This is a genomic window from Oceanobacillus sp. NCCP-135, from assembly GCF_059698015.1.
Map to the genome: position 1 here is coordinate 1 of NZ_BAAKSZ010000024.1, position 14,317 is coordinate 14,317.

At 33.5% G+C, this 14,317-nt stretch carries 15 protein-coding genes; 6 read left to right on the plus strand and 9 right to left on the minus strand.

The genetic code is table 11. The features are described from left to right. The 3 genes from AC6HVZ_RS15140 to AC6HVZ_RS15150 form a co-directional block, all read right to left on the minus strand. On the minus strand, positions 1-1,072 hold a 1,072-nt coding region (locus tag AC6HVZ_RS15140), incomplete at its 3' end, for a hypothetical protein (protein WP_497559017.1). 389 nt (positions 1,073-1,461) lie between these two features. Next, a complete protein-coding gene (locus tag AC6HVZ_RS15145; RefSeq protein WP_497559018.1) occupies positions 1,462-2,052 on the minus strand; it encodes a hypothetical protein in 591 nt (196 codons plus the stop codon). 230 nt (positions 2,053-2,282) lie between these two features. Next, positions 2,283-2,585, minus strand: a complete 303-nt coding sequence (locus tag AC6HVZ_RS15150) for a hypothetical protein (protein ID WP_497559019.1) — start codon at positions 2,583-2,585, stop codon at positions 2,283-2,285. 353 nt (positions 2,586-2,938) lie between these two features. Between AC6HVZ_RS15150 and AC6HVZ_RS15155 the strand changes: the two genes are divergently transcribed. Then, positions 2,939-3,181 (plus strand): helix-turn-helix domain-containing protein, encoded by a 243-nt coding sequence (locus tag AC6HVZ_RS15155; protein WP_497559020.1) that lies wholly within the window; start codon positions 2,939-2,941, stop codon positions 3,179-3,181. Between the two features lie 754 nt (positions 3,182-3,935). Here the strand turns inward: AC6HVZ_RS15155 and AC6HVZ_RS15160 are convergent. Further along, positions 3,936-4,565, minus strand: coding sequence for a hypothetical protein (locus tag AC6HVZ_RS15160; RefSeq protein WP_497559021.1), 630 nt, complete (start codon positions 4,563-4,565; stop codon positions 3,936-3,938). 447 nt (positions 4,566-5,012) lie between these two features. Here AC6HVZ_RS15160 and AC6HVZ_RS15165 point away from each other — a divergent pair, with 447 nt between their 5' ends. Both AC6HVZ_RS15165 and AC6HVZ_RS15170 read left to right on the plus strand, forming a co-directional pair. Further along, positions 5,013-5,186: a hypothetical protein gene (locus AC6HVZ_RS15165; RefSeq protein ID WP_497559022.1), complete on the plus strand. Its 174-nt coding sequence runs from the start codon at positions 5,013-5,015 to the stop codon at positions 5,184-5,186. Beyond that, positions 5,183-6,718: a recombinase family protein gene (locus AC6HVZ_RS15170; RefSeq protein WP_497559023.1), complete on the plus strand. Its 1,536-nt coding sequence runs from the start codon at positions 5,183-5,185 to the stop codon at positions 6,716-6,718. The genes AC6HVZ_RS15165 and AC6HVZ_RS15170 overlap by 4 nt, the downstream gene beginning before the upstream one ends. A 188-nt stretch (positions 6,719-6,906) precedes the next feature. Here AC6HVZ_RS15170 and AC6HVZ_RS15175 read toward each other — a convergent pair whose 3' ends face one another. After that, complete coding sequence (locus AC6HVZ_RS15175; RefSeq protein ID WP_497559024.1) at positions 6,907-7,491, minus strand: hypothetical protein; 585 nt, start codon at positions 7,489-7,491, stop codon at positions 6,907-6,909. 136 nt (positions 7,492-7,627) lie between these two features. Continuing rightward, positions 7,628-8,965 (minus strand): hypothetical protein, encoded by a 1,338-nt coding sequence (locus AC6HVZ_RS15180; RefSeq protein WP_497559025.1) that lies wholly within the window; start codon positions 8,963-8,965, stop codon positions 7,628-7,630. A 115-nt stretch (positions 8,966-9,080) separates the two neighbouring features. On the opposite strand from AC6HVZ_RS15180, the gene AC6HVZ_RS15185 reads away from it, so the two are divergent. After that, positions 9,081-10,805 carry a recombinase family protein gene (locus tag AC6HVZ_RS15185; protein ID WP_497559026.1) on the plus strand — a complete coding sequence of 575 codons (1,725 nt, stop codon included), beginning with the start codon at positions 9,081-9,083 and terminating at the stop codon, positions 10,803-10,805. Here AC6HVZ_RS15185 and rlmH read toward each other — a convergent pair. Both rlmH and AC6HVZ_RS15195 read right to left on the minus strand, forming a co-directional pair. Beyond that, the gene (gene rlmH / locus AC6HVZ_RS15190; protein ID WP_497559027.1) at positions 10,731-11,210 is read right to left on the minus strand and encodes a 23S rRNA (pseudouridine(1915)-N(3))-methyltransferase RlmH; all 480 of its coding nucleotides are present in this window, start codon (positions 11,208-11,210) and stop codon (positions 10,731-10,733) included. The two genes, AC6HVZ_RS15185 and rlmH, sit on opposite strands and share 75 nt — an antisense overlap. Positions 11,211-11,216: 6 nt before the next feature. Further along, positions 11,217-11,564, minus strand: a complete 348-nt coding sequence (locus AC6HVZ_RS15195) for a hypothetical protein (protein WP_497559028.1) — start codon at positions 11,562-11,564, stop codon at positions 11,217-11,219. A gap of 232 nt (positions 11,565-11,796) precedes the next feature. Between AC6HVZ_RS15195 and AC6HVZ_RS15200 the strand changes: the two genes are divergently transcribed. Then, positions 11,797-11,970, plus strand: a complete 174-nt coding sequence (locus AC6HVZ_RS15200) for an aspartyl-phosphate phosphatase Spo0E family protein (protein ID WP_497559029.1) — start codon at positions 11,797-11,799, stop codon at positions 11,968-11,970. A gap of 41 nt (positions 11,971-12,011) precedes the next feature. On the opposite strand, the gene dacB is transcribed toward AC6HVZ_RS15200, so the two are convergent. After that, on the minus strand, positions 12,012-13,541 hold the full coding sequence (dacB, locus tag AC6HVZ_RS15205; protein WP_497559030.1) for a D-alanyl-D-alanine carboxypeptidase/D-alanyl-D-alanine endopeptidase: 1,530 nt from the start codon (positions 13,539-13,541) through the stop codon (positions 12,012-12,014). Positions 13,542-13,735: 194 nt separating this feature from the next. Here dacB and AC6HVZ_RS15210 point away from each other — a divergent pair, with 194 nt between their 5' ends. Continuing rightward, positions 13,736-14,095, plus strand: a complete 360-nt coding sequence (locus AC6HVZ_RS15210; protein WP_497559031.1) for a Lin0512 family protein — start codon at positions 13,736-13,738, stop codon at positions 14,093-14,095. Positions 14,096-14,317: the final 222 nt, after the last annotated feature.

Genomic DNA, 14,317 nt, shown 5'->3' on the forward strand with positions numbered 1-14,317 from the left:
TAATTGGAAACTCTAGGTGGGGGATAATTAAATGCCTATGTGGGGGAAATTTCAGTTGACAATTACAATCGAATAAATTCTTTGAACCATCCTGTTTTTCAATTTTGAAGATGTAATCAGTATTTTCTTCATCGTAAGGAGCGATCAGTCCATCCATATAATTACAATCCCCTACTATTATGTAATCTGCTTTTTTACTAGAATCTTGAATCACATCATTCTGAAATACTAAAAATGTGTCTGGAATCATGCCAACTCGTTGGATAAACGGGGCGACCACCTGATAAAACACGCCACCAATAGAATCAAGGCGTCTAAAAAGGTGAGATGGGGCAATTGATTGGGTATCGAGCCAGAATTCTAATGTCGATTCAAAATCCCTTACAAATCTTCTGTAAATCTTAATCCTTCTGATGGCTCCGGTATTTGAAACTAGATGAATGAACCCCGTATTCGACATAGCGACTTGGATAAGATCGGCGTTATGTTTTAGTTTATCCAGTGGTGTGAAATAAACATAGCCGATATTAGTTAGCTCTTTTGTTCCTCCAATATTCCATTTTGAATTTATTAGGTAGCTGCTTTCTTTTATCTTTGAATAAGCATTTTGGGTGGTGTGATGATAGGCTTTAATAAATGGAACAAAATCCTTACTAAAATAGCCTTCACCTGTAAAATGCTCACTAATGTCAGTAGAAGCATATATTTCGCACTCATACAATTCGGAGTAATCATTTAGACTCCTAACAAAACTGCCTTTTTTAAAGCGAACGGTGACAGTTGTTTGAGCTGATATATCAATCATTACGTTCGCATAACCCTCTTCATCGTCATAAAAGATTTGATTTGCTCGAAAGGCAAGTGGTTGAATAAATTTAAACCTTTTCTCCTCTACTTGATAAAATAAAAAATCTGGTACAATTACAGATCCCATCAAACCGTGCATCAGTTTACACTTGATATATCCCTTGAACAATACGTCCTTTTGAAATAGATTGTCTCCTAAAAACTCTATGTACTCATGGTTACGCATATTTTCATAACGATTGAATTGCTTATTTAACTTTTTCACCTTTATGCCCCTTTCTCTCCCCTTTATATTTCTTTATTACGAATGAATGTGATAGAAAGTTCCAAATTAAGTTTGTGAAGATTAGTACTTAAATAACTAGCGCTTTTATACAAAAAGGATAAAAATAAAGAGCTTATTATATGCAAGTTTTAAGCACCACTTGCGTATAATAAGCTCTTTTGCATTTATAAAAGATAGTGCCATTTATAGCATTTTTTATTGCCATAAACAAGGGTCCCAAATCAATATATTAGATGGTTTAAAATCCTTTGGCGGCTATTAAGATTAATTCGGATCCTTTAAACAATTGACAGCGTTTTGCTGCAATTATTTCCCGATTCTAAAATTCTGCCGGATTTAATTTCAATAATCCAAGAGTTCAAGGAAATTTATGAAAAAAGTTTTTGATTTTTCGATGGAATAAAGTTTGTAATTAATGATTGCGTGACATTTTCGACAAACTCTTCAGTGGTTTCCCAGTTATGTAAAACTGTATTTATATGTATTGCTGGTATTGTTTCTAAAAAAGGAATTACAAAGTTAATTGATGAATTATTTTCATCAAAATAAACATTCAATGGTAAACTTTTACTTATACGTGGTTTTAAAATATATTGACAAAAAGTATTTATGTAATGGGAAACAGTCTCCTTACTCTCATCTGCCACTCTGTTATAAAAAGGTGTTATATCATTTTTTGTTACATAATTAACATCCGTATATGGCGAATGTGATTCATGAGTTAGCCTGTCTATAAACCTTAACTTACCCGAATTTATTAGTCTATCCAAATGCTGGCTATCAATGTTAATTGTATGATCAGGAAAATCGGCATCTATCACCTTTAGTATATATGGTTCTGTATCATGTTTAAATAATGGAACCATCAATTCTGCTTCATAATTACCATAATCTTCATGATAATTAACAGATAAGATAAAAGAGTTTTTCAATTCTCCTAGCATAGATTCTTCAATCATACTATCCCTCCGTTTAAAATATAGTAATCCAAAACCATTATAGGAAATTTTACGTTAACTAACTTTATTCTACAAACCTTTTTGAAAAATAAAACATATATCCAATTTCTCTATTAATTAATCTTTTATATTCATACAAAAACGCACAGATACTTAATGACTGCGCGTTTATACCTTATATTTTTACTGGTGCATTAATCTTTTATGCTGTCTACTACTTTAAATATTTTTTAATGTAAATTCAGCATAGTCATATCAACCGAAAATAAATCACAAGATTTATCCATATATTTTTCAAATTGATCAGAAGTAATTTCGTCTGACAACTCAATAAATGACTCAGTACCTAGTTGCTCTTCAATTTGTTTATCTACTTTTCTAACAGAATATGTATTTATTTCTGCTTTAAGGATTTCTAATAAACTAGATGCATCATCTTCATATTCTCTTTTAATAGCACGTGTTTCTATAATTTCAGTACCTGAATTATTAATATTATAATTTAATGAAAAATGATATATGATTTCTTTCATAATTTATTCCCCCTTTATTGTATTTTATTTTTAAGTCTTACAATAAAATCTCTAGAATAATACGTGAATTATTCTAAGACAATATACCTCTTCCTAATACTTCAAGAAAGCATTGAAGTACAGTAGTATACTTTTCATTAAACCTAACCATTTATTACCCTTGCAATTGGTGATTTTTAATGTCTCCCTTGGATAAATAAGTAATCACTAGAATACATTATCTTTACATCTTCACAACAATTCACATCGAGTAATTCCTCTCACTCAAATTATATCACTTTCTCGCAAAGATGACTATAGTCGGTAGAATGATCTCTCAATTTACTTGTTAATAAAGTGAGAGGTGATAATATATGAATCTAATTGAAGCCTATGGAATTGTTTTGAGAAAATACCGCACCGAGGCAAATTTGTCACAAGAAAAACTTGCATTACATTGTAACCTTGATCGAACATACGTCGGAATGTTAGAGAGAGGTGAAAGGCAGCCAACTATTTCTACACTTTTTAAAATTGCTGAAAACCTAAATGTTCCTGCATCAACCTTTGTGGTAGAGGTGGAGCAGATTTTGGAAAATGCAGAGAGGAATGATTAATCTAATATAATAACAAATATCCCACCTATCTATATATCTGAAATGCTTTTATTAAATTGGTGGGATAATTTTTATAACGAAAGAGTATTTAAGCAATAAAAATGTCTACCGATAACTCTTTGCATTATTCCCGTACTTAATTCATAAGTATTGCGGACGGATTTAGTTGGCTGTGTAGGGGTTTAAGCCACCGTTTGCAGAAAATAGAGCCACTGAGTACGGAAGGGAGAGGCACTTTTTGTTTGTAAAGAATAAAGTCCATACCTCTGCATATTTTACTAAGGAAAACTAGGTTTGCCATAACAGTTTGACATCCTTATCGCTTATAGTTATTGGTATGTGCATATCATTTTTGCTCTTTTTGCAAAGCAGATTATTAAAATATTGCAATTAGAAATCAATAATATTGAAACTTACACTGAGCCTCTGTGAACATGAATTTTCAGTCAAAATCACACCATATAACTACTCCTAGATTAATTATATATATACTTTTGATAGAATGATTACGGTCAACAGAATGTACCACGTCTGTCATGTTTTTTACCAGCGATTGCCACAAGATTTACCACTTGATGCCACCGCGTTACCAATCAGATAACATCAAGTAAGTGCAGAATTACATTTTTATGAATTTTGAAAAATAAAAAGCCTAATTCCTCTGAGCTTTGTGGGAAATTAGATATTTGATGTTCAGTAAACGCGCCCAATTACTGAAGTCCCAAAACTTAAAAGAACTTCATAAATTATTAGCCTAAATGGATAAATCTCTTGTTTTCCTATTAGCTATAGCTTCCGATAATCCATCCAATAATCCACCAGCAGTTCTATTTAAAAGATATTTATTATCAAATTGATTAATTAATTTATCTTCAAGGTCATAAATGTCATATGTTAGATATACAAATATCATTGTTGTATCTAAAGCCCTAAAGCTATTTATAGATAAAATGGAGTTTTCTTTATCACCAAATATCATTCGGTCAAAATACATTTGCATATTCCAATGTTGTTGTATTCGTTTTTTAATATCACGACTTGTACCAATATAAGCTTGGTCATATTCATCCAACACCATAATATAATATCCAGACTTTCCATTTACAGAAGTTAAGTCAGTAATCTCCTTAAAGTTTATATTTTTACTGACGAAATTCCTTAACTCTTCATTAAATTCCTTTTTAGATAATGAACGAAAATACTTCATATTCCTATCGTAATTATATAAATAATCTTCTGTACAGTCTTTTATAACTGAATCAGTATAGTGTTTTTTTAAATGTGAGCTTTTAAAAACTATTTTTTCTATGTAATTTTCTCTTGTTAGTTTTAATCCACTAGATTTTTCAAGTACATTTACCCCAAAATGTTTAATGTATGGCATTTCATATTCTCCCCCACATTCGTTTATTTTAGATATTCTCTATATTTTATCATGAATATCCACTTTCCTTTATAGGTATAGCATTTATAATACAAAATACGTACTGCCTTTAACTTTAATCAACCAGTGGATGTGGTGGTAATCATGTGTTAATTATTGGTGCATTTCATGTCATTCAATGGTAAAAAGTATCTCAAATTTAGTATATTTCATTGGCTGCAATCATAATTATTAAATCATTTCTTCCCTTTTCAAGAGTTAAGCCACATTAGCACTTCAAATGGTTTTTGATGCAAATTTTTCAAGTTCCCAAATTAAAATAAAAATATTTTTGATTTCCTCTTAAAATATCATTTTTTCGCGGTTATCATATTTCAGCAAATGACAAGCCGGCTGTTATTTGTGTCTTAAAACCACAAATAGATAAGGGGAGTTCATTAAATTATGATGAAAAATGAAATACTAGATTACGATAAAGATTACAGACTGAGACTTGCGACAAATAAAGAGTTAATAAAAATAAAGGGCTATGACTTTCTAAATTACCTAACTGACCTAATGGTTAAATATTCGGATTCTATAGGAGAAGGGGTTTCTATTGAATTGGAGGGTGAAAGATGACAGCAAAAATTGAAATGTCAGGGATGCAAGTGAATATGCCAGTAAAATTTATAAGAGCTTATGCTTATGTTCGTATTAGCACAAATAAACAATTAGATAACACATCTATTGAACAACAAATTGAGGCAATAGAAAAGTATTGTAACGAAAATAATATTGATCTTGTGAAAATATATGTAGAAGAACCCGCATCCGGGGAGAGCTTTTCGAATAGACCTGAGTTTAAAAAGATGTTTTACAATGTTTTCCAAGAGGAGAATAATATTGATTCAATCATCATATTTAAGCAAGATCGTATATCACGTAATTCTTTAGATTCCCAATATATCTTTAGTCGTTTTAAAAAGGCTAACAAGAATTTAATCTCCATTGCTGATAATATCGACACAAACGATCCTAACTCAAAACTAATTTATCAGATATTAGGTATTATTGCAGAGGTAGAGAAAGATCTAATCGCTTTTCGTACGTCACTAGGGATGGAGAAAACATTTGAAAATGGCTACTTTAACGGTGGGAGAGTATTTGGTTACGATTTAATCAACAAGAAGTTAGTAGTTGATGAAGAGGAAGCAAAAGTAGTTAAATACATTTTCGATTGTTACTCCAATAAAATGTGGGGTTATAGAAAAATAGCTAGTAATTTAAATATGCAAGGTATCAAAACCAAAAAGGATAATTATTGGTCAATTACTGCTGTTAAAACCATTCTCAACAATAAAATCTACATTGGATATGTTAAATGGAAAGGTAATTATAAAAAAGGTAATCATTATCCAATTATCAGTGAAGAGCTTTGGGAAAAAACCCAAAAACTTTTATCGTTTCGTAGTTATACCCAAGAAAAGTTACACAACGGATCCTTTCCATTATCAGGTCTATTAAAGTGTCCTACTTGTGGCGGTGCAATGGTACAAGGGAATGCAAACAAAAAATACAAATATTACGTGTGTGGCCGTTTTAAAAACAGTGGTTCTAAAGCATGTAAGTCGAATCTTGTAAAAAAGGAGTATGCGGAACAAGAGGTATTGTCGCAGGTTATGAATTACCTTAACAATCTAAACCTCTCTGTACCATTACAAACAGTTGTTATCGATAATCTAAAAAGTGAACTTGAACCAATTGAAGAAGAACTTAAATCACTAGAAAAAAGTTTAAGAGAACTAAAAAGAGAGAAACAGGAACTCTTGCAGCTCTATACGAAGAAAATAGTAGACATAGATACACTTAGTGATGAAATGAAAAGAGTTCAAAATCAAGAAAGTGAACAAAAGGAATTTAAAATACTACTAACAAAACAGATTGAATTAAAGAACAACAATGACCTATTACCAGTAATTAACCACATTACTAATGATTTTAATTCATTTTATCACTTATTAGATGACTATGATAAAAAGGAATTGCTCCGGTTTCTTATCAAGGAAATTCAAGTAAATTCTGGAGAAAAGCCTAAAGATCGAACAATCAAAGAAATCGTTTACGAGTTTGACCAAGAGCTGTTTGAGGAGATTAGTCATGAACTTATTTAACAACTAATGGGGATAATACTGTGTATAATTATTTGTCTAAATCAAAATTAGCAGTCTATTTTCAATCGAATAGACTGCTAATTTATAACTCTTAGTTACGACTACACAAAGCTTAACCGTATTTCCTTCTTTCCATGCATTTAGGTATTTTGGCTTTATCTAGGATTTTAATATGTACAGGAACTCCCTTATTCCAGTAGTTGAGATAATGCAGGAATGAAAGGAGAAATTAAAGTCATGTGATTAGCAGCGGTAGTAATAAATTTAACGTAATAATCTTTAAAATTATTTGTACCCTGATTTTTCTCCATATCATGTACAGCTTCAATTAACTCTAATTTTTCATTTGGATCTTCAACATTTTCTTTTATTATTTCCTTTAAATCCTCAAATAAATTTTCTTTATTTATGTTTACAATATTTGTAGATGAGTCAGAAGAATTGTTATTTACCCTTGAATTTGCACCATTCAAATTATAAACAATTTGTTGCGGTTGATGTTGTTGAGCTTCAATAGCTGATTCCTTCTTAACCTTGCATTGATAATGTGCAGAAATCCCCATCTGTTTGCTATAAAAGCCTCTTTCTAATACCTTGTACCTTTCCACTAAATCATTATCGAGTTTCCTAATTAAGACATCAGATTCTTCAATAGATAAGCTGCCATCGTCAATAAATATCATGTCTGGTTGTACATTTGCGTTTATGTTTTCTATACGTTCCCCATTTTGCTTTTCTAATGTGACTGTATCAAACATCATACTACCTAACATTCATCTGCCACTCCTCTCAATAATTTCTTTATACTAGGTATTCTGTAACTTGAGGTTTCTGAAACAATATTACACATTTATTAAAATCAAAATCCATTGTTACTGTTACTACCTCTATTACCTTCATAATTATCGACTAAATCTGCATGTGTTTTGTATTGCAGCCAAAAACAACTCCTATCAATATTTCAACTCCCTTATCCTCAATTCCAATTCTTTTAAATAGCATTACGTAAGTTAAAATCTCTAAAGATCGAATAATATTTGTTTCATCTCTGTCGAATATAGTATGAAAATTACTATGTACAATTTTATTTCGTAACTCCACTAAAAAACTTGCAACTTTTTCTATTTTGAATCCACTTGGAAATATAAATTCCATCGATTCTTCGAGAATATTAATATTTTGTTTATATGCATTTACTACTTTTTTCCTCTGACCAAACTGAGTGCCTAACTGAGCAATTCTACTTTTTGCTAGACTTAAAAAGTTTCTATCATCAGCACTTATTTGATCATTGTTACCTAGATTATTTATTACTTCTAATAAATCTTCTTTTATCAACATGGGATAGTTATCTACATTTCTTTCGTATAGGGCAGTATTCTCCTTACATTCATTTTCAAATGCAGCGAAAATCGCAAGGAATCTTTCAATATCGTAGGAATACGATTCATTAATATCTTTAGGATAAAAATTCAAGTTTATATTTTTATTATCAGCAACAAATTGTAATAATTGACTAATGTAAGGTTTGAAATAATCATACTGTATAACAGGGAAAGCATTAATATTCTTTAATTCATATGGTTTATTATGGTATGTACCTAACTTTTGTCTTCTACCATCAATTTTCCCCAAGATTGTTATAGGCTTAAAATTAATTTTTAACTGGTGACTAACTAATTGAATAAACTTCAGTACAATAGATACTAAATCGTGGACTTTTTCTATATTATTTGTTTCTTCAAATAGCACAGACAACTTAGCATGTAGCTTTAAATCACTTGCTATCCCCCTTTCGAAAATATCACCGTATGATAAAACTATCGATATATTTTCATCTTTATATTTAATATTATACTCTTCGGCTATATGTTTTCCATATATTAAATCAACAGGGTTCTTCTTAAAATTACCAGCTTCTGGGAAAAAATATGAGGCTGGGTTAAATATTACATCTATTTCATCGCCAGTTATTTGTATTTCATTAATGGCTTTACTTTGAATCAATAATACATAGTACAGAATATTAAATCGAATAGCTTTATCTCCTGTAAACGAAACGTCTTTTACAAATGCATACGACTTTTTATAAATAGTTGAAGTAAATTCAATCATGAAATTTTTCTTTTTGATAACATCTAAAAAATTAAAACTTTCCTTTTCTTCTTTTGGAATAAGAATCATTGAATTATCTTTTCTATAATAAACACAATCAATATCTTGAAATTTTATATAGTTTAATTCCATGTAATCCTCCATATCAATCATTAAATCACTTCACAAATAAAAACTAATGGATACTTATTTCCTTTTTCCCCTTCTATTATTTTCATAGTATTATAAAAGTGAGAGGAGGACAAATATGACAACAGAAATAAAAAAAGTAGCTATCTATGCCCGCGTAAGTACAGAGGAACAAGCAAAGGAAGGTTTCAGTATAGCCGCCCAACTTCAAACACTTCGGCAATATGCTCAAGTCTATAAATGGGAACTGATTGATGAGTATGTTGATGAAGGAATTAGCGGCAAATCTGTAAAGGGACGTCCGGAAATGAAAAGGTTAATTAAAGATGTAGAAAGTGAGAGATTCGATGCTGTGATAGTATGGAAAATTTCCCGACTTTCAAGAAATATGTTAGACACACTAACGATTCTAGATAAGTTTGAAAAATACAATGTGAAATTTATTTCCTACTCGGAAAACTTTGATACCAGCAGTCCTATAGGCCGCCTAGTACTTCAAATTATGGCTTCAATTGCTGAAATGGAGCGTAATACTTTAGCGGAAAACGTAAAACTAGGAATGAAGCAACGGGCATTAGAAGGGCGATGGAACGGTGGTATTGTATTTGGTTATGACACTGTAAAAAAGGAACTTGTTATCAATGGAAAGGAAGCAGAGGTAGTACAGCTAATCTATCATATGTATGCTGATGGTAAAGGGCTAAGAGCAATTTCTAACCATTTAAATAAAGAAGGGTATAAGACGAAACGTAACCGATATTTTTCCATCAATGGTATAGCACAAATCCTAGACAATGTTATATATAACGGTAAAATCAGCTGGCTAAAGGTTGAGAATTGGGATACCAAACGAAGAAAAGGGAAAAACCCTAATCCTATCCTTGTTGAAGGAAAGCATAACGCTATTATTTCGGATGAATTATGGAACATTGTACAAGCAAGAAGACAAAGTAAATCCTTTAAGCAGCGTCAATCAAATGAGCCATTTTTACTAAGTAAGCTATTGCGTTGTCCAGATTGTGGTCAAGGAATGGTTCCTTCTATAACAACATACACTCTAAAAGATGGAACGAAACGAAAACATCGTTATTATGTATGTAGCGATTTTCATAATAAAGGGTCTGCTGCTTGTAAAGCTAATTCCATTAAAGCATATGAAGCAGAAGATACGGTTATCAAGAAAATTGAACAATTTAGTTCTAATAAAAAGAAGTTATATAAGACGCTCACAGACATAAGTTCTAATTCTGCCCATTCGATAAATCAGCTTAATAAAGAACTAAAAGAGATTGAAAAGCAACTAAAAGAAATAGAACAATTACAAGCAAAGTATATGGAAGCCTTTGAAAAGAATACTCTCCCCGTAGATATTTTACAAGAAAGATTACAAAAGGTCTCAAATGATAAAAGAGGGTTAGAACAAAAGAAAAATAAGATTATAATACAATTAGGTTCTGTCGATTCAAAAGTAATCCAACCAGAATTAATCGAGCAATTACTAAAGAAGTTCCTATTAGTTTATAAAGAGTCATCTAGGGAAAATCAAAAACAATTACTACAGTTGTTAATTGATAATATTGCAATCAAGCAAATAGGTAAATCCAGATCGGTTAAAAACATAGAACTGGATTTTGACTTTACTGAAATGCACATATCGAAAACATTTACATTAATCCACTTGTTATATCGTGAAACGGATAATGAACATACCTTTTCAATACCCGCTTCCGATAAAGAATTAGCCCCTTACCTGCAACAGTTTTTGCCTCTATTTGTGGTACGGTTCCCCCCTCAATATCCGAAACCCCCGATATACCTGCTCCAAAAGTATAAGCCGCATTAACTGATGAGGAAACGTCATTTTTGAAAAAGACAGAGACATGTCACTCCGCTTCTGTACATCCGCACTAATCCCAAGCGATCCGCCAATTACAAATGCAAGCTTGCTTTTGCCGTAGGTTGCGAGCTCATCCAGCTTTGCTGCCAGCTGTTCGGAGCTAAGCATGGTGCCGTTGATTTCCAGGGTGATTACATAGGTATCCTGATTGATGTGTGACAGGATCCGCTCGCCTTCCTTTTGTTTAACTTTCAGCATTTGTGCATCACTCAAGTTTTCGGGTGCCTTCTCATCTGCCACTTCAATCACATCAACCTTGGCATAGGCAGTCAGACGTTTTAAATATTCCTGGATGCCCTGCTTCAAGTATTTTTCTTTAAGTTTTCCTACCGTAATCAGACTAATCTTCACTTGCGTTCATCCTTTTCTATTGCGCTTTTGCTTAGTTGCCAGTTGAATAATCAGAAAACTAACGAGATATAATGCACTGGTTAGTCCAAATAATTTAAAAACACCCGGTGTGAGTGCCATATAAGTGCTGATCGGAGCAGACCAGATGAATGCGATTAACAGAAAGTACTTCCTGTTCGTAACAGCCGCTCCGATTGCCAGACAAGCCGGCAGAAACAGTGTAAACAATGTGTTCAGAAACGGCTCCAACTCAACATCGCCATTATGATATGGATTTAAATAAATAAAATAAATCCAAAGAAAGATACTGGATATTCCCGCAATCACGCCCAGCCATCTGGAAACCTTCATCATTTGATCATCTCCCTCGTTTTACATATATCCCTCCAACTCTTACATCTATCATAAACAAAAAAACATTTTGCATTCAAGATTATTTTAGAATATGATATATAGCACGGAATCAGTGCATGGAAGCGCAACCAAATACCTACTATTCTTAAACAAATTTTATGTCTATAGGTTTATCCAGCTAAAAAATGGGTATTTATTATCACTTCGATAAAGAATAGGGTGAATAAATTACTTGGAATCAATTACATCATTAGAGATCCAGATCGAGCAGCTGAGGAAGAAGATGTATATGGCATACGAAGCTAATGAAAGCTATGACTATATCGTCAAGATTTCTCAGGAATTAGATACACTGCTAAATAGATTGGATGATCACAAAAAAACTTATAAAACAGATAGGAAATAAGCGGCCGTCTTTGTACATAGCCGCTTTTTTTCTATGTTTTTTTAAGTTTCATGCCCTGCAAGCATTGTCGCCAGTTCATCCTCAATTTTCCGGATTCCCTTTGTTTCCCCAAGATAGTTATTGATTAAAATAGAAAAGATCAGCTCTTCTCCGTCCATTGACATCACATAGCCTGATAATGCAGAAACACCTGTGATGGAACCTGTTTTTGCGGTGACATTTCCTTTTGCGGGGTCTTCCAGCATTCGGTTGCGCAAGGTGCCGCCAATAAGTCGCTCTTCTTCACCTGCAATTGCCAGGGAGTTTTTAAATACATCAAACCACTCTGCTTTCTGAATATCGTATAGCAAGTGGGTCCATTCATCTGCTGGGACCATATTCTTATGAGACATTCCGGATCCATCCCGAATCAGCATGGTATCTGTACTCATCCCTAACTCCCCTGCAGTCTGCTCCATGACCTCCAGTCCTTTTTCCCAGCTACCTTCTCCATTAAAGATCTTACCCATTTCCTTTACGAGTACTTCCGCATGCCCGTTATTGCTCAGCTTCATAAATGGGAAGAATAACTGTTTCAATGGGATTGATTTTCCCGATGTTAGTAATGTAGCTCTTTCTGGTGTGACACCATTGATTACTTCCGGAAGACCGGCAAAGGTGATCCCCTTTTCTTCCATTGATTGTTTAAACACATCAACAGCATATCCTGCTGGCTCCCATACGGCGATCCATGATTTGGAGGGCGCAGCATTGACCGGAATTTTGCCTTCAATGATGATATTATTTGTTCCATGCTCTCGTTCAATTGATATATTTTTGTCTTCTTTACCATTTACAATTTCGGATTCATTGATAATCGTTACATAATCGGTTTCCGGCGTCAATGTTACCTCTGCCTGTCCCCCGATATCCTCTGTCGGGGTTACTTCCACGATTACAGTTCCCGCATCATAATCTTGATTTGGCGATAAGGTTAATGCTGATACTTGGGTTCCGGTATAATATGACTCATCCGACCAGTTTAAATCCTGAGATAAACGAACATCATCATACCAGCTGTCATCTGCAATTACGTTTCCTTCAATACGTTGAATCCCCTGATTTTGCAAATCAACGGCAAATTGATCTAGGTTCTTCTTCATTAATGTCGGATCGCCTTTACCCTTTAAGTACAAATTGCCGTAAAGGACATTCCCTTGTATCTCTCCATCTGTCCATACTTCTGTAGCAAAGCGATATTCCGGTCCAAGTGTTGCCAGTGCGGCAGCTGCCGTTAACAGCTTCATATTGGACGCCGGGTGCAGGCGAATGTCGCCATTTTTAGAATAAAGGATTTCTCCCGACTTAGCGCTTCGGATACTGATTCCTGTGACCGTTCCATCAAGCAGCTCGTTATCAAGAATGCGGTCAACTTTATCATCCAATGAGATGTGCCCTGCTTCTTTATCTTCTTTTTCATTCGATGCAGTGATAAATAATGGTTCTTCGTCTTTATCAGGAAAAAACAAAAAGACTGCTGCTACAAGCAACAAAAGGATTGCTGAGAGCTTGATATACCGTTTTGAATTCATTCGATCATCACATCCTTTGGTTTTCCTAAGTTCCTTTCAATTATACATGATTATGGTGGCTGGGTAAGGCATATGAACTTATTTTCAAAAAAAGTAAGGCTGTGTTTTAGATTTTTAACATGGGGAATAGAAATAATGTAGTTATTTTTAGAGTCAGAAAAACCGGACAAACCCTAAAATAGGAGTGTTTCACAATGAATCAAGTATTATTCATTCAGACAGGTACTGGTGTGGACGTCCATGGGCAGGATGTAACAAAAGCAGCGGTCCGCGCAGTCGAAAATGCCATTTGGTATAACTCGATGCCGGGGATAGAAAAAAGCCTTCCCGATCAGCAGATTGAAAATATGAAGGTGAATATACGGATTGCCGTACCGCTGGATCGTAACAAGCTGGAAGTGGCAAAACTGAAGGAGGCCATTCCTTATGGCACTGTAACGGTAGATGTGACGGATGGTGGAATGGCTACAAGCAGCGGGATTATTTTAGCTGATAAGGATGATCAGAACGATTTAATGTATATCGTCAATGCCGCAGTGGAAGTGGGATACTGATATGAATAGGGTGAAACAGCGGCTGCTGTTTCATCCTATTTTTGTGTTGATTTGTGTTCTGGATGGGTGAACCCGAGGGCGAAATGCTGAAGCTCACTGTGATTTGGCTGAAGTTCACAATGAGTTGGTTAGAAGTTCACAGAAGTAATACCGAAGTTCACGGGCAGAATGCTGAAGTTCACAATTAAAATGCCAAAGTTCATAATTCACCTGCTAATTTTG

Coding starts and splice junctions, on each gene's coding strand:
- dacB (WP_497559030.1), bottom strand. CDS start 13,541: ATGAATTCAAAACGGTATATCAAGCTCTCAGCAATCCTTTTGTTGCTT.
- AC6HVZ_RS15170 (WP_497559023.1), top strand. CDS start 5,183: ATGACAGCAAAAATTGAAATGTCAGGGATGCAAGTGAATATGCCAGTA.
- AC6HVZ_RS15160 (WP_497559021.1), bottom strand. CDS start 4,565: ATGCCATACATTAAACATTTTGGGGTAAATGTACTTGAAAAATCTAGT.
- AC6HVZ_RS15145 (WP_497559018.1), bottom strand. CDS start 2,052: ATGATTGAAGAATCTATGCTAGGAGAATTGAAAAACTCTTTTATCTTA.
- AC6HVZ_RS15195 (WP_497559028.1), bottom strand. CDS start 11,564: ATGATGAAGGTTTCCAGATGGCTGGGCGTGATTGCGGGAATATCCAGT.
- AC6HVZ_RS15180 (WP_497559025.1), bottom strand. CDS start 8,965: ATGGAATTAAACTATATAAAATTTCAAGATATTGATTGTGTTTATTAT.
- AC6HVZ_RS15185 (WP_497559026.1), top strand. CDS start 9,081: ATGACAACAGAAATAAAAAAAGTAGCTATCTATGCCCGCGTAAGTACA.
- AC6HVZ_RS15165 (WP_497559022.1), top strand. CDS start 5,013: ATGAAAAATGAAATACTAGATTACGATAAAGATTACAGACTGAGACTT.
- AC6HVZ_RS15150 (WP_497559019.1), bottom strand. CDS start 2,585: ATGAAAGAAATCATATATCATTTTTCATTAAATTATAATATTAATAAT.
- AC6HVZ_RS15210 (WP_497559031.1), top strand. CDS start 13,736: ATGAATCAAGTATTATTCATTCAGACAGGTACTGGTGTGGACGTCCAT.
- AC6HVZ_RS15175 (WP_497559024.1), bottom strand. CDS start 7,491: ATGTTAGGTAGTATGATGTTTGATACAGTCACATTAGAAAAGCAAAAT.
- AC6HVZ_RS15155 (WP_497559020.1), top strand. CDS start 2,939: ATGAATCTAATTGAAGCCTATGGAATTGTTTTGAGAAAATACCGCACC.